The sequence below is a fragment of the Anaerostipes hadrus ATCC 29173 = JCM 17467 genome (assembly GCF_030296915.1).
GTDB lineage: Bacteria > Bacillota > Clostridia > Lachnospirales > Lachnospiraceae > Anaerostipes > Anaerostipes hadrus.
The window spans coordinates 2527435-2547673 of sequence record NZ_AP028031.1 but is presented as its reverse complement, the minus strand read 5'-3'; the positions used below and the strand labels follow the sequence as shown (position 1 = coordinate 2547673).

Here is a 20239-nt window from a genome sequence, read left to right as displayed (position 1 = left end):
CATCAGGAATAAAAGAACTGTATAAACAGAAATAATAAAAATAGAGAGCAGGATACGGAAATGAATTTGATCATTTCGTATTCTGCACTCTATTTTATTTTTATTTCATAGGAAATTTCGATGAAATCCCCTATGAAATAAAAAGCCCTCCGGGCAGGATCGCACTGCGGCGGAAGGGAAATTTGTCGCTGAAGCGACCCGCCGCAGGCGGAGAATCCTGCAAAGCAGGATTCTTTCTTATATCGAAATTAAGGATTCAAAATATTCTTCACAACATCCTTATCGCTCAAGTAAACCATATGTGATCCTTTCAGCTGTACATAATAATTCTTTTGATCAGAATCCTTTTTACCGATATAAAGCACAACATTTTTTGTTTTCTTTGTATCCGTATCCTTATAAGTGATATCGACTGTGATTCGAGAATTCTTATCCAGTCCATATTTTACAAGATCTGTCTGACTTGCATAATAATTCTGGCAGTCTCCAAAAGTAAATACACCCAAACCGCCAGAGATTCCATCAAGATTTTTCTTCTTGCTAGTATAAGTCTTTGTCTTACCGTTCTGAGTGACCAAAACTTTTTTAAGATTTCCAGTACTTAACGTAGGGAAAGTATCTGTCTCGATCAGATTATCTAAAGAATAAGATAAACTAGATGTAATATCAGAAGATACGGTATAAATCTTTGATTTATCTCCATAAGTTACATAGTAATTTTCACCGGTTGCATTTCCAATATAATAAGTCATGGATTTTCCAGTTTTGTCTTTGACACTAACTGTATAAGTTGGCTTGTCAAGACCATAGTCGCTTAGAGCATCTGCATTTTTAAGTTCTCTGACAGCCTCAACCTTTTGAAATGTAGAAGCAAGACTTTCGAGAGAGGACTGAGTGATCGGATATTTTTTATTTTTTGTATAATACCATTTGCCACTCTGTTTTATGAAAGAAAGAGTCGTTCCGTTGTTATTATAAGAGATGGAAGTTAAACTCTTTAAATCAGAGATCATTGTCTGATCAGAATCTTCTTTGGAAGATTGCTGTTTCTGGTATAAATTCACTCCCGTATACAGGACAATAAGTCCTGCAAATACGAGAAGTAAAATCTGCAATGTTTTTTTCTGTTTCATGAAAACCTCCTAACGGCGTCTGCGTCTAAACCATACAATGAATCCGCCAATGATCAGACCAACTGGAATTACAAAGACTACAAGGATACTGAATGGTCCAGGATGAGCAATCGTATTATAGCTGACTTCCAGACTCTTTGGAGAGATAGAAACATTATCGGCATTATTTAAACATGCGGTCACAGAGTTTGTAAATAATGTCAGATTTTCTAAGGATGAGAAAGAACTTGTGATCTGCTCATCAATCAGCATATTACTTCCGTAAACAGTCAGGCGACTTTCTTTTGTAACTTTCTTTCCTTTGCTGTTTTTGACTTTGACAGATTCTGTGGAAGTTGCACCAAGGACATAAGTTCCCTGTGTTTGTTTCTTCTCAGTGACAGCATATCCGTTGCTAGATGTTGTCATAAATGCATCGGTAGAAATAGAATCTCTAACTGGAGTACTCTGTGTCATACCTTTCGAATTGATCATCATAACAGAGTTTGATGAAATTCCAGAAGCCATATCACCGCTTACAGAAAGATTTGGGATCAAGTAATAATAATTTCCTTGATATGAACGTTCTGTATCTGCAATATATCCGCTTTGAACAGTTAAACCGTAGTCTTTTAACAGACCATATAAGTTTTTCATACTCTTATTTGTCTGGGCAAGTAAAGTAACAACTTTTCCACCTTTCTTCAGGTAAGAAGATAATAGTTTTACTTCATCTTTTGTAAAATCGCTTGTAGCCCCATCGATGATCAGCAGATCACAATCATCAGGAATGGATGTTGCAGTCATTAAAAGCAGATCACTTGTGGAAATTCTTGATTTTGTAAGAAGACTTGTAACCTCGGAAGATAAGGATGATTCTCCATGGCCAGAAGTATAATAAGCTTTATATTCTTTGTCACTTGTTACATAATTTAAAGCACTTGTAAGCTGCCCATCACCATCAAATGATGAAGCAGAAGAGGAAGTACTGTAGTAAGAATCTGAGGAAACTAATATATCATCAAACGAAACAGTTGTTGTACGGTTGGTTTTCTTACAAGAGATGACGATATTGTTTTCTTCGGTTCCGTATTTTGTCAATGCAGATGGATGAAGCACAGGATCGATCCATTTGACATGAATCTTGCTTGATAAAGAAGCATATTTATTGATGAAAGTTTTGATCCTTTTATCAGTGCTGTCCTTTTCTGCAAGAACATAAAAAGTGACGTCATCATCAACTTTTTTGATGATCTTTTCACTTTTTGATGAGATTTCATAAATATTGGTACTACTGATATCAAACTGTCGCTTATTTTCAGGGATCAGATTGACGATCATATTAAAAATGATAACGATCGCGATCACGATGGATGTCATAGCAAGAGTATAAGATCCACGTTTCGAATCATTGCTTTGAAATAATTTTTTGATTTTATCCACGATAACTTCCTCCTAACTCCAACGTCTTTTTTCAAATGTCTGTACTGTTAAGAACACCAGAAGAATGATCAATGACAGATAAGTCAGAAGTCCTCCGAGATCAAAAATGTAATTCTGAGAAAAATTATAAAAAATATCAGTTAATACAAGGTGTCCTAATAAAGTAGAAAACAGACTTTCAAGCAATGTTTTCTTCACAAAATAAGCAACGATACCAGCGATACATCCAATGCCAGTGACAATGCCAGCGATCATCTGATTTTTTGTGATATGGTAGATCAGAAGACCAATCAGAGCAAATATAATGATCCAGATGACTAGATTACTGATCGCACTGGAAGGAAAATACTGCAGCAGATTGTCCAACAGATAAAAGAAAAACAATGCTGCACAAGTAGTGATCGCTGCGATCACAGGACTTTCTGTCAAAGATGATAAAAACATTCCGATTGCAATAAATACACATCCAAGCAGGAAAAAGGCCAGAATGGATGAATAATCAACAAGAAAATGGGCAGTTCCTTGAAGTTTGATGATCAGTGGGAAAATACAGTAGATCACACATGGAATTGCAAATACAGTCACCATTGCAAGATATTTTCCTAATACGATCTCAACAAGTGAAACAGGAGAAGTTAATAATAACTGGTCAGTTTTATTCTTTCGGTCTTCTGCAAAAGATTTCATAGATAAAACAGGCACAGAAATCAATAACATGAAAATAACGCCCGCCAGAGAGTAGGCAAAAAATGGATAACCACTATAAAGGTTATAAACCATAAAATATACACCTCCAATGATCGTTAAGAATGCTGCAAATACGCATCCGATCATAGAGTTAAAATAGGAACGGACTTCCCTTTTATAGATAGCAAGCATTATTTGTCACCTCCATTACATCTCCGGTTAATTCTAGGAAAATATCTTCAAGAGTAGCCTTGTTTACAAACATCTGTGTCACAGGCATTTTTTTCTGTGCAAATTTAAGAGAAAGATCAGCACAGATTTCCTGTGAATCTTTGTTTGTATTGATCTGGATATGGCAGCTATCTTTACTTACATCAAGCCAGTTGACATCATCAATATCAGAAAAATCAGAAAGAACCTGTTTTACGGAAGTTTCATCCGCCAGGATCGTAAGCTCAATGGTTTCTTTTCCGTGTGTTAATTCTTCTAATTCATCAGGGCTTCCCTCAGCGATCAATTTTCCTTTGGAAATGATCAGGATATCGTCACAGATTTCTTGGACTTCAGCAAGAATATGAGAACTTAAGATCACCGTATGGTCCTTAGCAAGTGTACGGATCAGTTCACGGATTTCGATAATCTGCTTTGGATCGAGACCAACGGTCGGTTCATCCAAGATGATAATATCCGGGAAATCAAGAATTGCAGCGGCAAGACCTGTTCTCTGGCGATAACCTTTGGAAAGGTTTTTGATCAATCGGTCTTTCATATCAACAAGTTTGATCAGTTCCATAACTTTTATAACCTGTGCATTGAGGTCAGCTTTCGGAATTTTTTTTAATTCAGCAGCAAAATACAGATATTCAGATACTGTCATATCAAGATATAAAGGTGGGATCTCTGGAAGATATCCGATACATTTTTTTGCTTTCTCAGGTTCTTCCAGAATATTGTGACCATTGATGATAACCTCTCCACTCGACGCACCGATATATCCAGTCATAATATTCATAGTTGTAGATTTACCGGCTCCATTTGGACCCAAAAATCCATAGATTCGCCCTTTTTCAATGGTAAATGACAGATCATCTACGGCGAGATGTGTGCCATATTTTTTGGTAAGATGTTTTACTTCTATCAAAATATTGTCCTCCTTTTTGCGATAACTCTCATCATTATATGAAGAAAAACAAATCAAACTGTGATAAAAGTCTGAACAGTTTGTGTTAAAAATGTGGTAATTTTGTGAAGTGTTTTATGGAGTATATAGTATACAGAATAATATGAAAATGTTTCATAAAAGATGCATAGAATGGCAAGGATAGGCTTGCATAATCACGTATAGTTTCGTATAATATAAAAGTAAATTTACAAGAAAACTTGACAGAAGACAGTTGAAGAATGTATACTTTGAGAATCAAACTAATTAGAGTGTGAAGGAGAATCATTATGTTAGAGAAGATGAAAGAGATCATTGCAGATCAGTTAGGTGTAAGCGAAGATGAAGTTACTTTAGAAGCATCTTTTAAAGAAGATCTGGATGCTGATTCATTAGATTTATTTGAATTAGTTATGGCATTAGAAGAAGAATATGATGTTGAGATTCCATCTGATGATCTTGCAGAATTAAACACAGTTGGTGATGTTATCAACTACTTAAAAGACAAAGGTGTAGAAGACTAAAGAAATTGTAAGATTGGCTTATAACATTCCTGTTATAAGTCAATTTTTTGAAGAAAATATTTTGAACATCAAACTAATTATAGATTATTTTATAGATCAACGAGGTAAAGATAATGGGTAAGATCGTATTTATGTTTCCGGGACAGGGAGCGCAATATGTTGGAATGGGAAAGGATTTTTATGATTCTTTTGCATGCAGCAAGGAGATTTTCGACAAGGCGAATGAAGTTCTGGATATTGATGTAAAGAAACTTTGTTTTGAAGAGAATGAAGATATCAATATTACAGAGTATACACAGGCAGCGATGGTAACTGCAAGTGTTGCAATCTTAAAGAAGATCGAAGAAATGGGATTAAAGCCTGATCTGACAGCGGGATTAAGTCTTGGAGAATACTGTGCACTTGTAGCATCTGATGTGATGAGCTTTGAAGATGCAGTGAAAGTCGTAAGGCAGAGAGGAATTCTTATGCAGGATACTGTTCCAGCAGGAGAGGGTGCGATGTCAGCGGTTCTTGGAATGAAGAAAGAAGCGATCGAAGCAGTTTTACCAGACGTTGAAGGAATCGTTACGATCGCAAACTATAACTGTCCGGGACAGATCGTTATTTCAGGAGAATCAAAAGCGGTTGCAGAAGCTGGAGAAGCGTTGAAAGAAGCAGGAGCTAAGAGAGTTCTGCCACTGAAGGTCAGTGGACCATTTCATTCTCCAATGTTAAAACCAGCTGGAGAGAAATTGCTTGATGTATTAGCAGATGTTGAAGTGGATGATCCAACAGTTCCATACGTATCCAATACAACAGCAGAATTTATCACAAGTAAAGATGAAGTTAAGGAATTGCTTGGAAGACAGGTTTATTCTTCTGTATGCTGGGAACAATCTATTGAGAAGATGATCGCTGATGGTGCAGATACATTTGTAGAGATCGGACCAGGAAGAACATTATGTGGATTTATGCGCAAGATCGATCGTAATGTCAAAGCGATCAATATTGCGAAAGTAGAAGATTTAGAGAAATTAAAGGAGATCATGTAATCATGTTAAGTGGAAAAGTTGCAATCGTAACAGGTGCAAGCCGCGGGATCGGAAGAGAAACGGCACTGACTCTTGCAGGATATGGAGCAACTGTGATCGTAAATTACTGTGGTTCGAAAGATAAAGCGGAGGCAGTTGTAGAAGAAATCACAGCAGCTGGGGGAACAGCAAAAGCATATCAGGGAGATGTATCCGATTTTGATGTGGCGAAAGAGATGATCACTTCTGTAAAGAAAGAATTTGGGTCTATCGATATTCTGGTGAATAACGCCGGAATCACAAAAGATAACCTGATCATGAAGATGAGTGAAGAAGAATTTGATAAAGTCATTGAAGTAAACTTAAAAGGTGCATTTAACTGCATGAAACATGTTTCAAGAATCATGTTAAAACAGAGATCTGGACATATCATTAATATGTCTTCTGTATCTGGAGTTATGGGTAATGCAGGACAGGTCAATTACTGTGCATCAAAAGCAGGAATCATTGGTATGACAAAATCTCTGGCAAGAGAATTAGGTTCCAGAGGAATCACGGTCAATGCGATCGCTCCAGGATTTATTGAGACAGAGATGACGGATGTACTGTCAGAAGATGTGAAAGAGAATTTATTAGGAAGTATTCCATTAAAGAGAATGGGACAGACAAAAGATATTGCAGAGACAGTTGCTTTCTTAGCATCTGACAAGGCAGCATATATTACAGGTCAGACGATCAGTGTTGACGGTGGAATGGGAATGTAAAGGAGATTTTATATGAAGAGCATGAAACGTGTCGTTGTAACTGGTATGGGTGCGATCACACCGATCGGAAACAGCGTGGAAGAATTTTGGAATGGAATCAAAGAGCAGAAGATCGGATTTGCACCGATTACATATTTTGATGCAACAGAATACAAAGCTCATCTGGCTGCAGAAGTCAAAGGTTTCAACGCCAAAGATTATATGTCACCAAAAGCAGCAAGACGTATGGAATTATTTTCACAGTATGCTGTAGCTGCAACAAAAGAAGCAATCGAAGATGCGGGACTTGATCTTGAGAAAGAAGATACAACAAGAATTGGTGTATCTGTTGGATGTGGAGTTGGAAGCCTTCAGATGATCGAAACAACAACAAGAACATTAGATAAAAAGGGTCCGAACAGAGTGAAACCATTAGCAGTTCCAATGATGATCTCTAACATGGCTGCAGGAAATGTTTCTATTGCATTTGGCCTTCGCGGAAAGAGTATCAACGTTGTTACAGCATGTGCGACAGGAACGCAGTCTATTGGTGAAGCATATAGATCCATTCAGGTTGGAGAAGCTGATGTAATGGTAGCCGGTGGAACAGAAGCTGCAGTATCAGAAGTTGCAGTTGGTGGATTTGCAGCGTTAACAGCTTTAAGTGGATCTGATGATCCGAAGAGAGCATCTATTCCATTTGACAAAGAGAGAGATGGATTTGTCATTGGAGAAGGATCAGGAATCGTTGTTTTAGAAAGCCTTGAACATGCACAGGCAAGAGGAGCAGATATTTTAGCAGAAGTTGTCGGATATGGTGCAACAAGTGATGCATTCCATATCACATCCCCATGTGAAGATGGAGAAGGTGCAGCAAGAGCTATGGTATTTGCAATGGATGAAGCAGGAATCACACCAGATAAAGTTGATTATATCAATGCGCATGGAACAAGTACTCATGCAAATGACTTATTTGAGACAAAAGCAATCAAGAAAGCATTAGGAGAACATGCATATGATGTGAAGATCAGCTCTACAAAATCTATGATCGGTCATGGACTTGGAGCAGCTGGTGCGATTGAATTTATCACATGTGTTAAATCAATTGAAGAAGATTATATTCACCCAACCGTAGGATTAAAGGTTCCAGATGAAGAATGTGATCTTGATTATACATTAGAACCAGTAACAGATCGCAAGGTAAATTACGTTATGAGCAATTCTCTTGGATTTGGAGGACATAACGCAACACTTCTTGTGAAGAAATTTGAGGATTAATTTAGAAGGAGACTGACATGGAAGTTAAAGAAATGAAAGAATTGATCGCTGCAGTATCTTCTGCAAATGTCGATGAATTTGAATATAATAACGAAGAATTTTCAATCAGAATCGCTAAGAAAAAGGCAAAGATCGCAACAGTTGATGCATCTGTTGCAGGAGTACCAGTACAGAGTGCCGCGATCATGCCAGAACAGAATGAAGAACAGCCAGAAGAGCTTCTCTATGGAGATGAGATCAAAGCCCCACTTGTTGGTACATTTTATGTAGCACCATCAGAAGGAGCTGAGCCATTTGTATCTGTCGGTGACAAAGTCAAAAAAGGACAGGTAATCGGAATCGTTGAAGCAATGAAACTGATGAATGAAGTGGAAAGTGAATACGATGGAACAGTTGCAGCTATTTTAGTTGAGAATGGTGAGATGGTTGAATATGGACAGCCATTAATGGTCATCCAGTAAGAAAGGCAGAATATTTATTATGGTAATGGATATTAAAGATATTATGAATACGATCCCTCACAGAAGTCCATTTTTATTAGTGGACCGTATTGAGGAGATGGAAGAAGGAAAACGTATCGTTGGTAAAAAATGTGTGACATATAATGAACCATTTTTTGCAGGACATTTTCCACAGGAACCAGTGATGCCTGGGGTACTGATCATTGAAGCATTAGCACAGACTGGAGCTGTATGTGCACTTTCTGCAGATGAGTACAAAGGAAAGATTGCATTCTTAGGTGGAGTCAACAAAGCAAAATTCAGAGGAAAGGTTGTTCCAGGAGATGTGCTGACATTAGAAGTTGAGATGATCAAAGTCAAAGGACCAGTCGGTGTTGCACAGGGAACAGCAACTGTAGATGGTAAGAAAGTGGCATCTGCAGAGATTACATTTATGATTGGATAAGAGAGGGTTTCTTAAATGTTTAAGAAGATTTTAATTGCAAACAGAGGAGAGATCGCAGTGCGTATCATCCGTGCGTGCCGTGAGATGGATATCATGTCCGTAGCAATCTGTTCTGAAGCAGATAAAGATGCACTCCATGCCCAGTTGGCAGACCAGACGATCTGTATCGGACCAGCACCTGCCAAAGACAGTTATCTTGACATGGAACGTGTACTTGGGGCTGCAATGGCAGTCGGAGCGGATGCAATTCATCCGGGATTCGGATTTTTGTCTGAGAATAGCAAATTTGTAAGAATGTGTGAAAAATGCAATATCACATTTATTGGACCATCCGCAGAAATCATTGACCGCATGGGTAACAAATCCGCAGCAAGAAAGACAATGATGGATGCTGGAGTTCCAGTAGTTCCTGGTACAAAAGATGCCGTTTATGAGGCAGAAGCAGGGCAGGAGATCGCAGATGACATGGGATACCCAGTTATGATCAAAGCTTCTGCAGGAGGTGGTGGAAAGGGAATGCGTGTCTGCTATGACTCTGAAGACTTCGTACATACTTTTGAGACAGCGAAGTTAGAGGCAGAGAATGCATTTGGCGACGGAACAATGTATATTGAAAAATATATCGAAGATCCACGCCATATCGAATTCCAGATTCTTGCTGATAAATACGGAAATACGATTCATCTTGGAGAAAGAGACTGTTCTATTCAGAGAAGACATCAGAAACTGATCGAAGAATCACCATCCCCTGCGATCAGTGACGAACAGCGAAAGAAGATGGGTGAGATCGCAATCAAAGCAGCAAAAGCAGCAGAATATTACAGTGCAGGAACGATTGAATTCTTACGTGACAAACATGGAGATTTCTATTTTATTGAGATGAACACAAGAATTCAGGTAGAGCATCCAGTGACTGAATGGGTTACAGGAATCGATCTGATCCGTGAACAGATCCGTATCGCCGCAGGAAAACATCTGACTTATACACAGGAAGATGTACATGTTCATGGACATGCAATCGAAGTGAGAATCAATGCGGAAGACACAGAACATGACTTCCGTCCAAGTCCAGGAACTGTAACAAATGTACATTTTCCAGGAGGAAAAGGAGTGAGAATTGATTCTGCATTATTCGCAGGATATCAGATTCCACCATACTATGATTCTATGATCGCAAAACTGATCGTATATGATAAAAATCGTAAGTTGGCACTTCGCAAACTCCGTAATGCATTGGGAGAACTTGTATTAGAAGGCGTGAAGACAAACATTGACTATCAGTATGAGATCATCAATGATGAAGATTTTATCGAAGGCAATGTTGATACAGGATTTATTGAACGTTTTCAGAAGAAACATCAGTCTGAAAATGAAGCTGAATAAAGAAAGTTAAGGTGAGTATCATGTCATTAAAAGATATGTTTAAGAAAAGGACATTATCACCTCAGGAGATCAAACAGGCAGAGCGTGTACGAAAAGCAAAGGACACGCTCCTTGAATTTCAGGCACCAGAAGGATTATTCCAGAAGTGTAACTGTTGCGGAAAGCCTGTATACAATGAGGATTTGATCGAAAATGATTATGTATGTCCAGTCTGTGGCAATTACTTTAGAATCCGTCCAAAGACAAGAATTGCCATGGTATTAGATAAAGATACTTTTGAAGAATGGGATGCAAAGATGGATACAAGCGATCCACTGAACTTCCCAGGATATAAGAATAAATTGGAACGCCAGCGCTCCGTAACGAATCTTGATGAAGCGGTCATCACAGGAAAAGGAAAGATTCTTGGAAAAGATGTTGTGATCGCAGTCATGGGAGCAGATTTCATGATGGGAAGCATGGGAGAAGTTGTTGGTGAGAAGATCACACGAGCAGTTGAACGTGCAACACAGATGAGATTACCGATCATCATTTTCACATGCTCTGGTGGAGCTAGAATGCAGGAAGGAATCGTATCTCTGATGCAGATGGCAAAAACATCCGCAGCATTGAAACGCCATGATGAAGCAGGATTATTATACATCACAGTATTAACAGATCCTACAACCGGAGGTGTTACAGCAAGTTTTGCAATGCTTGGAGATGTTATCTTAGCAGAACCAGGAGCATTGATCGGATTTGCGGGACCGAGAGTTATTGAACAGACGATCGGGCAGAAGTTACCAGAAGGATTTCAGAGAGCAGAATTTTTGTTAGAACATGGATTTGTAGATAAGATCGTAGAGCGCAAAAAATTAAGAAAAGTGCTGGTAACGATCATAAGGAGTTGTGAATATGAGCAGTAATTATACACCATGGGAGAGAGTGCAGATCTCAAGATCCGCAGAACGCCCAACAAGTCTTGATTATATTTCTACGATTTTTGAACGATATATGTCCTTACACGGAGACCGTTATTTTGGAGATGACAAAGCGATCGTTGGTGGATTAGCCTCTATTGGAGGAAGACCAGTGACAGTCATCGGACAGCAAAAAGGACGCTCAACCAAAGAAAATATCAAACGAAATTTTGGAATGCCATCACCAGAAGGATACAGAAAATCCCTAAGACTGATGAAACAGGCAGAGAAATTTCATCGTCCGATCATTCTCTTTGTAGACACACCAGGAGCATTCTGTGGATTAGAGGCAGAAGAAGGCGGAGTCGGAGAGGCAATCGCAAGAAACTTATTCGAGATGTCAAACATCAAAGTACCGATTCTTTCTATCATGATCGGAGAAGGAGGAAGTGGTGGAGCCTTGGCTATGGCTGTTGGAAATGAAGTATGGAGTTTGGAGAACTCTACATATTCTATTCTTTCACCAGAAGGATTTGCGGCGATTCTTTGGAAAGATGGAAACAGAGCTTCTGAGGCGGCTAAGGTTATGAAGATCACGGCAGAGGACTTGAAAGAGTTAGGAGTCATCGAACAGGTGATTGAAGAACCTGAACCGGTTAGTATTGATAATATTTTGGAGATTTCTGAGCAGATGAAAGAGATGATCCTTGGATTTATTGAGAAATATGATAAGATGACACCAGAAGAACTGGTGGAACAGAGATATCAGAGATTTCGAAAGTTTTGATTTGAAGGGTTGACTTTCCGTATATTCATAAAAAATAAATAAAAAAGAAGAAAATTAGGCTAGAGAATTTTCTTCTTTTTTTATTTATTTTTTTATGAATATACCCAAAGACAATCCCTTTCATACGCAATATTCTCTGCTGTAGGGAAACTAAAAATCATAACTATGTTTATTAAGATATATTATGATAATTTTCCTGTTTTAGAACAAGTTAATTTAATGGTTCTGTTAATGGTACGCATGTGAATACCATTTAAATATTGCGCAGTAGAGACAGTAGCAGATGCCGTTGAATCCGTTTTATTGGCAAAAGATTTTATGATTTTCCAATTGCGATCGGGACAAGTAGTTGATACGCTGGAACGAATACATTTTGATGTAGAACCATTATAGGTAAATGATCCAGTTACTGTAACAGACCATAATGTTTTGCCAGAGTTATTCTTATAAGTACTGGTTTTGCTAGCAGTTTTAGTAGAAGAACTGGAAAGTGCTTTTGAGGTGGAGGGGAAAGATATAGAAGACTCTATGTAACTTCCATCACTAAAAGTTTCAACAATAGTATTAGTTTGAGAAGTAGATGCCATAATAGTGGTATTACTTATTAGAATGCCAAAACATATACATAAAATAATTTTTATAGATTTCATAGTTATAATTTCCTTTCGAATTTATTTGATTTCTTGGATAGTTGTGTTTTCGTGAATAATGATTGAATCTTGTAAATCATGATATGATTTATAAAGACAAGCAAATTGTATTGAAAAATATAAAATAAATATTCCTAGAATAATGAGTAACACTCTTTTAAAATATTTTGAAATGCGAATTTTGTTCATTAAATCATCGTTTTCAATGTTATCATAATAACTGAAAACTACATCTTTTGGACTACCAATTCTTTCTTTCATATCATTGTATGAAGAGTCTGGAAATTCTTCTAAATATGTGTCGATTTCTGATTGGTATTGACGCAGATATGCTTTTTCGGATTTACCGAAAAAAGGAAACAATGATTTGGTTTCTTTATAAAATTTGCTGTAATAAGAATTTCTCACTATAGAATACTCCTTTAATAAAAAATTATTTGTAATTTAAAATAGATTGTATACTGGCAGTGTATTTTTGGTAATCATCAATTAATTGTTGTAAAAGCTCGAATCCTTTTGGTTCCAAATGATAATATACTCTACGTCGATTGTTTTTGATAATTTCTTCATAACTACTAATATATCCCTGGTCAATTAATCGATATAAGATTGGATATAGGGAAGAAACCTTTGGCTTTATGATACCATTAGAACATTCATCAAAAATTTGTGTCAACTGATATCCATAACAATCATGTTTTGACAGTGTACTCAGAACTAACATATCTAATTTATATGGGCTATTACGAGTGGACATAAAATAAGAAACTTCTCCTTTCATTTATTTAATAATTTTATATAAGGATATATTATTTGTCAATATATTCTTGACAAATATATTTGTATAAAATATAATTACTGTATCAAGAAATCTTAAACAAAAGGAGATTAAGATGAAGAGAAAAGTTAAAAAAATGTGTACGGGTTTGGTAATGTCAATGGCATTTGTTATTGCTACTGTGGGAACAGTATACGGAATGACACAATATGGACATTATGATATTTCTACAATAACAGAAACAGGTATTAGAGCTTGGGCATATAAGAAATCACCTTATAAGAGTGCAAGTGCGAAAGTTACTGAGGCGGGTCGATCTTCAGGATGGAAAACGGGAAGAGATGTTAAGGCTACATTAACAAATTTACCTATTTATGTATCAAAAACATACTATAAATATAACAAATAGGGAATAGATGTTTTGTAGATCAAAATTGCTGATATGTTTTCACGCTGTAGCATTTTTTTCAATTCGTGTTATATCAGCAATGTATACAAATCATATTGATGCAAGGAGTATTAATGTGAATTCGGATATTGGAAAGAAATTTTATATGACTCTTTTGTTTATGATTCTTATAATGATCGTTAACATATGGGAGCTTCTGAAAAATTGGATTGATAGCAGAAAAAAAGAATTTTATATTCGCAGGATTGTAGGAGCGGATAAAAAACAGATTATGATCCTCTTTTTGTTGGATTATATCGGGATAATGATAATTTCTGCTATTCTTGGTATAGTATTAAGTTTCCTATTTTGCTTGCTGCCACTTTCGTATAGCGAAGGGATATGGAATGTGCATAAGGGAACTTTGGGGATCTCTGTGTTATCTTGCTTGATTCCGATGTTGATGGGAAGTGTGATTGTATGGAGGCAACAAAGTGTTAGAAATTTTGAGTGATTTTTGTGATTCCGTCTTACGAAGAAAAGGGAAATATTTTTTATTTTTTTTACAAATGATATTAATCTTTATAATCGGTCAATATACGTGTCATTTGGCAATAAAATATGTTTCGTTTCATCAGAAATTAAAACAGATTTCTGAAAAGAAAGATAAATCATATTTTGCGTTTCAGGATCAGAATTCTGATAATATGCCAGATTGCACACTTGAAACATATCAAAAATTTCGTAAGGAGATAAATGAACTTTGTAATGATACAGCTTTTTCGTTTGGCGTATCGGATATCGTGTTAAAATCAAGTAAGATTCCTGATAAATTTATTGCATTTAAGGATACAGGAAAAAAATATTTTCAGATTACATATGTCACGGAACATTTTTTGGATTATTATCATATAAAAACCAAAAATGGAAAAGTTTTTTCACAAAAAGATTATGAAGATATTTCAAGTAATCTTATACCGGTTCTGGTTGGAGCAGATTATGGAGAATACATAAAAAAAGGACAGATTCTGGATGGAAAATATAAAGTGATAGGAGTTCTTGAAGAGGGAGCATCCTATTTAGATACAGAATTGAATTCAGATGTCGTGTCTATGGATGATCAGATTGTAATCCCTATGATTTATCAAGCAAAAGAATGGGGAGGCTGCTATGTAAATCATCTGACGTTTTCAATAAATGACAATGCAGTAATAGAAAAAATAACAAAGAAAATTCGACAATATGGATTTAAAGATTATGAGATTCATGGCATGAGAAAACAGATAGATGATCTGAAAGCTGATTTTTGGACGGAAGTCAGTTTTATTATGATTATGAATGGAATTTTGTCCGTATTTTGTATCATTAGTATAGTATCAATGTTAGTTCATTTGATTGAGGAACGTAAAACGGAATACGGAATACGTATGATCTGTGGAGCATCAAGAAAGGATATTTGTATTAATATTATGTTGCCAGTAGCGGCTATTATATGTACATCAAGTGTTCCGTCAATTGTGTTGTGTAATAATTTATATGAATATTTACTTCAATTGATTGCAATATTACTGATGAATGGGCTGGTTGCAGCATTTCCGATAATGCATTGGTTGAAAAAACCGATTCAGGAATTGAAGAAGGAAAGATAGAGGGTGTAGAATTGATTGAATTAAAGAATATATCAAAGCAATACCGTGAATAAAGAAATTGAATCAGGTGTCTAAGGAAAAAAACAATGAGGAGAAAACTAAATGAAAATATATAGATATTGTGGCGTTTTTTTATTAACATTATTTTTAAGTGTGCAATTGTGCACCAATGTAAGTGCAGCGGAGTCTGTACAAAATAGTATTGGGATTTCTGAGTTATCAGGTTTAACAGAAGATAACGAGGAGATATATGAAATTCCTATCGAAACACAAATTAATACGGATGATTTAGAGAAGATTGATATGAATGAAAGATCTACAAATGCAATTGCAACATGCAGCCTTTCATTAGTTAGAAATGGAAATTCAAAGAATGTTCATGTATATATAAAATATAAAGCTAACCAGCTAATGAACCATATTAAATTTAAACAATTAAAAATCATGACTCCAAATCTGCTTTCGCCATTAACATATAAAACTTACGAAGATAAAAGTTATAAATTTACAGCAAGAAAATCAGGATATGTAAATATTGGTGATGCATCCATTCCAAAGACAGTTAAATATGTTAGAGTTGTTTCATCTAAATTATATGTATATTTTTTAAGTAAAGGATGGGTGGCAGCTACGCATAATTGGGGAACTGCAAATATAAATTAATAAGGAGCGTAGCAATTTAATATGAATCAATTCGTTAAAACATTGATAAAAAAATATAAAGATCCATCAATTATTGGTGAAAGAAGTGCAGAAGAAGTTATTCATTATTTAAAACAAAAATTTATTATAAAAGATATAAAGCAAAGTATTTCAGATGATCAAATGAAAGTATTTATATTTAATGTTATTCATTCGATGGATGGAGAAAATGCTTTGCCTAAAGATATAAAATTACGTGCATATAGTATAGAGTATTCAACTAGTAGCAAGATATATTATGAAGAAATGAATGATGATATGAAAATATATGTTTATATAGATGAATATACCGGCTGTATTGAGTCAAATTCCGTTAGACTTTTTACAGAATTAGAACTGTATAAAAGAATTTCGCAATATGATTATGATAATAATACAGATAAGCTAATTGAATATTTACATAATTGTAAAGAGTGGGAAGAACTTAATAGTCATGAGAGAAAATGGATGTCATCAAACTTTTTATTACAGATATTTGTGCTGATTTTTTCACTGATGTTAATAACGATGGTATATAAAGATAAAAATGTTTCATAAATAGAGGGCGTAAAATTGATTGAATTAAAGAATATATCAAAGCAATATTGTAAAGAAACGACAATTCTGAAGGATATTGATCTTTGTATAGAAGATGGAGACTATATTGCTCTGATGGGACCGTCAGGGGCGGGGAAAACAACATTAATGAATATTATGGGTTGTTTGGATCGTGCAACACAAGGAGAATATTTTCTTGACGGAAATGAAATCTCAGATTATCCTGAAAAAGAAAAAGCCAGATTACGAAATGAAAAATTTGGCTTTGTGGTTCAGGATTTTGCACTGATAAATGAAATGACAGTATATGAAAATGTAAGATTGCCACTTCGATATAGTAGAAAGAGATTAAAAGAAGAAAGGATATATATTGAGAATATACTAAAAGATTTAGAGATAGAAGACAAAAAAGAAATAAGGGTTTGCGATTTATCAGGAGGACAGCAGCAAAGAGTAGCGATAGCAAGAGCAATCGTGAATTCACCTGAGATCATCTTGGCTGATGAACCAACGGGAGCATTAGATCAGGAAACGGGGAGAGAAGTGATGGAAATCTTTTCCAAGCTAAACCAACAAGGTAAAACAATTATAATCGTAACACATGATCCCAATATTGCAGCAAAATGTAATAGGATCATTAAGATAGTAGACGGAAAAATACAAGGATGAAATAATTGCAAAACGAGTTCTTTCTATATATAATATTGACGGATAAATTTTGTGTTTATATTCCTAAGTATATTCTTAACAGTCCAAGTATCAGCAAGTGGACAGGATAAAATAAATAATTGATCAGCTTATTCTGTTTTCCACGTTCTCCGTTATACGTAAGTACCAATCCAAATCCAAGAAGTGCCCATGGTTCTTTATACATGGATAAGAAATTAAATGGAATTGCAATAAGTTCTCTTCCATGGAAAATATAATAAAAATATCCAATTAAAATTGCATGATAATCATAGTCAAGGCTGAGAATGGCAGCAATCAGGCACATGACCGCCAGGATCACAAATGACAAGAGAAACCATAATATCTTAGGAAACTTCTCCATTTTCTTTTTTAACACGTCGATCATCCAAATTGTAACAAGTACAAGTGCTAACGTAAACATAATGTTATTCCAGTTTGGTTCAAAAAATTGCTTTGTTGTAAACAGATCAAAAGGAACTTCTGAAATTACCCCGAATACTAATAAAGTTGCAAGGTATTTAGCTCTGCTTCTTGTTTTAAAAAAACCTTCTACAAGTAAAAATGCAAAGATTGGGAATGCAATTCTCCCGATAATGTCAAATATGTCACTAACTGTATTCAATCGGCCACCATTTAAATTTGGATAGATCAATGCCTTATTTGTGTGATCAATCAGCATTGATAAAAATGCAATGTATTTTAATTGTGCTCCTGATAATACTTTAATTTTATTTTTTATGGCTCTTACCTCCGTTTCTAGATGTTGACAATAATTTACGAATTCACATCCACAAGTATTACTTTCGTCATCTCGCTGATCATATCATACATTGGCTTTGGAAGATTACTGTCAGTAATAAAATAATCAATATCCCGCCAGCTCGCATACTGCACCAAGGCAGAAGTAGAGGCTTTTGAACTATCAGAAATTACAACATTGATCTTAGCATTCGGAAGGATTGCCTGTTTTGTCTGCGCATCTGTAAAATCAGAAACAGCAGGTCCTTTGTGTTGTTCGAATCCGTTTGTACCAAGAAAAGATACAGCGACCTTTAAGGTGTTAATGAAGCTTGTTGTCTGGAATCCTTCGATTGACATATTCCCAGGATTTAACTGACCGCCAGTAATGATTGTTGTATTATCGCTGTTTAATAAAACATTCGCTGCACTTAGTGATGAAGTAACAATCGTACATCCAGCTCTCTGCGCAAGAAGTTGTGCCATATGAACGATCGTGCTTCCAGAATCCAGATAAATCACTCCAGTTTGAGGAATAAATTCTAGAGCTTTTTCGCATAGTTTCGTCTTAATATCCGCATCTTTATTGATTCTAGTTTCAATTGGAATATTGCCAAATTCATAAATGGAAGTAGCCCCGCCATGACTTCTTTGAGCGGCACCTATTTCTGTCAGATAAGAAAGATCGCGGCGAATTGTTTCACGAGATACTTCAAAATAATCCGCAAGTTGTCCTATTTTCACACTTCCATTATCATGTAAAAGTTTTAAAATTTCTTTTTGACGTTCGGCTGCAATGATCTTACCCATAACATACCCCTTTCGTATTTATTATTTTAATTATATTTTATACGATTTGTGATAAATAGTCAATTATTGTGAATAATATTGAATAAATAAACAAAAAGTCACATTTGACCTAAAATGTATTGACATAAAATAAAAATAGTTGTACTATCTAAACATAAAACCACATAAAAACACATAAAATCACATAGAAGGAGGAAAACAAATGAAAGCGGTACACTTTGGAGCGGGGAAGATCGGAAGAGGATTCATTGCCGACCTGATTCATGAGACAGGGTATGAGATTACATTTGTAGATGTAAATGAAAAACTGAATGATGAATTAAACAAATACCACAATTATTATTTATATCTGATCGAAGATAACTATCAACGAAAAGAGATTGACCACGTATCAGCATTATCACCGATCACACAACCAGAAGAAGTAACAGATGCAATCGTAGAAGCAGATCTTGTAACAACAGCAGTTTTGGCAGATAATTTCCCAAAGATTGCTAGAAGTCTGGCACAGGGATTGAAAGCAAGGTTAGAAGCAGGAAAAACGAAAGTAAATGTAATTCCTTGTGAAAATGCATTATTCTGTGGAGATATGTTAAAAGAAGAAATCATAAAGACGGGAATCATTACCAAAGAAGAACTAGATCAGATTGCAGCAGTGCCAAATACAGCAGTTGACCGAATGGTATTCGGAACAGACAGAGATGGACGTGATGGGATTGAAATAGGAAAAGACTATGAATTAGTAATTGAAGTTGATAAATTAGCAGACCCTCAGAACCTGCCGATTAAAGGACCGGAATATACAGATAATTTAAAAAAATATCTCGAGAGAAAATTATATACGATCAATGGGGGACATGCCTGGTCAGGATATATTGCACATATAATGGGATATGATATTATTCAGGATTATTTTGCGAAAGAAGAAAATGTGGAAATGACAAGAAGTGTTATGTTGGAAATCGGTGTATTATTAGAGAAGAAACACGGATTTACGCATCAACAAATGGCAGACTATATTGACTTTGCGTTAAACAGATTCCTGACACCTGGAGTTACAGATACTGTTGCTAGAATTTCGAGAGCACCAATTCGTAAATTAGGTCACGAAGATCGTCTTGTAGGACCGGCAGTGCAATGTGAGGAAAGAGGACTGGAAAATGGACTGATCATAAAAGGAATTGCAGCTGCTTTTATGTTTGATGTAAAAGAAGATGAACAATCTGTAGAATTATTAGAATATGTCAAAGAACATGGAATTGAAGAAGCTGTTACACATTTTACTGAAATTGAAAAAGGAAGCAGAATCTTTGACGAAATCATAAAAAATTATCATGAATTAGAAGAAAAATGCAACAAGTAA

23 protein-coding genes and 1 pseudogene are annotated in these 20239 nt (G+C 35.7%); 15 read left to right on the top strand and 9 right to left on the bottom strand.

Features of this window, described 5'->3' with window-relative positions; translation table 11 throughout:
* Positions 1-248 precede the first annotated feature (248 nt).
* From QUE18_RS12395 to QUE18_RS12380, 4 genes are read right to left on the bottom strand one after another with little or no spacing between them, the layout of a single operon-like run.
* Positions 249-1133, bottom strand: coding sequence for a DUF4340 domain-containing protein (locus tag QUE18_RS12395; RefSeq protein ID WP_009203694.1), 885 nt, complete (start codon positions 1131-1133; stop codon positions 249-251).
* Between the two features lie 9 nt (positions 1134-1142).
* Positions 1143-2555, bottom strand: a complete 1413-nt coding sequence (locus tag QUE18_RS12390; RefSeq protein WP_009203695.1) for a DUF7088 domain-containing protein — start codon at positions 2553-2555, stop codon at positions 1143-1145.
* Between the two features lie 12 nt (positions 2556-2567).
* Complete coding sequence (locus tag QUE18_RS12385) at positions 2568-3434, bottom strand: ABC transporter permease (RefSeq protein ID WP_009203696.1); 867 nt, start codon at positions 3432-3434, stop codon at positions 2568-2570.
* Positions 3418-4383, bottom strand: a complete 966-nt coding sequence (locus QUE18_RS12380; RefSeq protein WP_330380018.1) for an ABC transporter ATP-binding protein — start codon at positions 4381-4383, stop codon at positions 3418-3420. Before QUE18_RS12380 ends, QUE18_RS12385 begins: the two co-directional genes overlap by 17 nt.
* A gap of 308 nt (positions 4384-4691) precedes the next feature.
* On the opposite strand from QUE18_RS12380, the gene acpP reads away from it, so the two are divergent.
* The 8 genes and pseudogenes from acpP to QUE18_RS13870 all read left to right on the top strand — a co-directional run bounded on the left by acpP (position 4692) and on the right by QUE18_RS13870 (position 11934).
* Positions 4692-4925, top strand: coding sequence for an acyl carrier protein (gene acpP, locus QUE18_RS12375; protein ID WP_008393429.1), 234 nt, complete (start codon positions 4692-4694; stop codon positions 4923-4925).
* 113 nt (positions 4926-5038) lie between these two features.
* Positions 5039-5959 carry an ACP S-malonyltransferase gene (gene fabD, locus QUE18_RS12370; protein WP_009203698.1) on the top strand — a complete coding sequence of 307 codons (921 nt, stop codon included), beginning with the start codon at positions 5039-5041 and terminating at the stop codon, positions 5957-5959.
* Between the two features lie 2 nt (positions 5960-5961).
* Complete coding sequence (fabG, locus tag QUE18_RS12365) at positions 5962-6702, top strand: 3-oxoacyl-[acyl-carrier-protein] reductase (RefSeq protein WP_009203699.1); 741 nt, start codon at positions 5962-5964, stop codon at positions 6700-6702.
* Between the two features lie 12 nt (positions 6703-6714).
* A complete protein-coding gene (gene fabF / locus QUE18_RS12360) occupies positions 6715-7959 on the top strand; it encodes a beta-ketoacyl-ACP synthase II (protein ID WP_008393426.1) in 1245 nt (414 codons plus the stop codon).
* Positions 7960-7976: 17 nt separating this feature from the next.
* On the top strand, positions 7977-8420 hold the full coding sequence (accB, locus tag QUE18_RS12355; protein ID WP_009203700.1) for an acetyl-CoA carboxylase biotin carboxyl carrier protein: 444 nt from the start codon (positions 7977-7979) through the stop codon (positions 8418-8420).
* 19 nt (positions 8421-8439) lie between these two features.
* A complete protein-coding gene (gene fabZ, locus QUE18_RS12350) occupies positions 8440-8865 on the top strand; it encodes a 3-hydroxyacyl-ACP dehydratase FabZ (protein WP_008393424.1) in 426 nt (141 codons plus the stop codon).
* 15 nt (positions 8866-8880) lie between these two features.
* Positions 8881-10248: an acetyl-CoA carboxylase biotin carboxylase subunit gene (locus QUE18_RS12345; RefSeq protein WP_009203701.1), complete on the top strand. Its 1368-nt coding sequence runs from the start codon at positions 8881-8883 to the stop codon at positions 10246-10248.
* 20 nt (positions 10249-10268) lie between these two features.
* Positions 10269-11934 (top strand): annotated as a pseudogene (locus tag QUE18_RS13870) (acetyl-CoA carboxylase carboxyltransferase subunit alpha).
* A 182-nt stretch (positions 11935-12116) separates the two neighbouring features.
* Here QUE18_RS13870 and QUE18_RS12335 read toward each other — a convergent pair.
* Genes QUE18_RS12335 through QUE18_RS12325 form a run of 3 tightly spaced genes read right to left on the bottom strand, consistent with a single transcriptional unit; the run spans position 12117 to position 13341 of the window.
* Complete coding sequence (locus QUE18_RS12335; RefSeq protein ID WP_154663009.1) at positions 12117-12584, bottom strand: hypothetical protein; 468 nt, start codon at positions 12582-12584, stop codon at positions 12117-12119.
* A 21-nt stretch (positions 12585-12605) separates the two neighbouring features.
* A complete protein-coding gene (locus QUE18_RS12330; RefSeq protein WP_009203703.1) occupies positions 12606-12992 on the bottom strand; it encodes a DUF6120 family protein in 387 nt (128 codons plus the stop codon).
* A 25-nt stretch (positions 12993-13017) separates the two neighbouring features.
* The gene (locus QUE18_RS12325; protein ID WP_015530290.1) at positions 13018-13341 is read right to left on the bottom strand and encodes a PadR family transcriptional regulator; all 324 of its coding nucleotides are present in this window, start codon (positions 13339-13341) and stop codon (positions 13018-13020) included.
* Positions 13342-13477: 136 nt separating this feature from the next.
* On the opposite strand from QUE18_RS12325, the gene QUE18_RS12320 reads away from it, so the two are divergent.
* The 6 genes from QUE18_RS12320 (at position 13478) to QUE18_RS12300 (ending at position 17307) form a co-directional block, all read left to right on the top strand.
* A complete protein-coding gene (locus QUE18_RS12320; RefSeq protein WP_009203705.1) occupies positions 13478-13771 on the top strand; it encodes a hypothetical protein in 294 nt (97 codons plus the stop codon).
* Positions 13772-13778: 7 nt separating this feature from the next.
* Positions 13779-14264: an FtsX-like permease family protein gene (locus QUE18_RS13865; protein WP_318248891.1), complete on the top strand. Its 486-nt coding sequence runs from the start codon at positions 13779-13781 to the stop codon at positions 14262-14264.
* Positions 14245-15399, top strand: a complete 1155-nt coding sequence (locus QUE18_RS12315) for an FtsX-like permease family protein (protein ID WP_022091920.1) — start codon at positions 14245-14247, stop codon at positions 15397-15399. The genes QUE18_RS13865 and QUE18_RS12315 overlap by 20 nt, the downstream gene beginning before the upstream one ends.
* Positions 15400-15501: 102 nt before the next feature.
* Positions 15502-16062 (top strand): hypothetical protein, encoded by a 561-nt coding sequence (locus QUE18_RS12310; RefSeq protein WP_009203707.1) that lies wholly within the window; start codon positions 15502-15504, stop codon positions 16060-16062.
* Between the two features lie 21 nt (positions 16063-16083).
* Positions 16084-16638, top strand: coding sequence for a hypothetical protein (locus QUE18_RS12305; protein ID WP_008393412.1), 555 nt, complete (start codon positions 16084-16086; stop codon positions 16636-16638).
* 15 nt (positions 16639-16653) lie between these two features.
* A complete protein-coding gene (locus tag QUE18_RS12300; protein ID WP_009203708.1) occupies positions 16654-17307 on the top strand; it encodes an ABC transporter ATP-binding protein in 654 nt (217 codons plus the stop codon).
* Positions 17308-17362: 55 nt separating this feature from the next.
* On the opposite strand, the gene QUE18_RS12295 is transcribed toward QUE18_RS12300, so the two are convergent.
* Positions 17363-18067 (bottom strand): TraX family protein, encoded by a 705-nt coding sequence (locus tag QUE18_RS12295; RefSeq protein ID WP_080786898.1) that lies wholly within the window; start codon positions 18065-18067, stop codon positions 17363-17365.
* A 35-nt stretch (positions 18068-18102) separates the two neighbouring features.
* Positions 18103-18876: a DeoR/GlpR family DNA-binding transcription regulator gene (locus QUE18_RS12290; protein WP_009264120.1), complete on the bottom strand. Its 774-nt coding sequence runs from the start codon at positions 18874-18876 to the stop codon at positions 18103-18105.
* A gap of 202 nt (positions 18877-19078) precedes the next feature.
* Between QUE18_RS12290 and QUE18_RS12285 the strand changes: the two genes are divergently transcribed.
* On the top strand, positions 19079-20239 hold the full coding sequence (locus QUE18_RS12285; protein ID WP_009203711.1) for a mannitol dehydrogenase family protein: 1161 nt from the start codon (positions 19079-19081) through the stop codon (positions 20237-20239).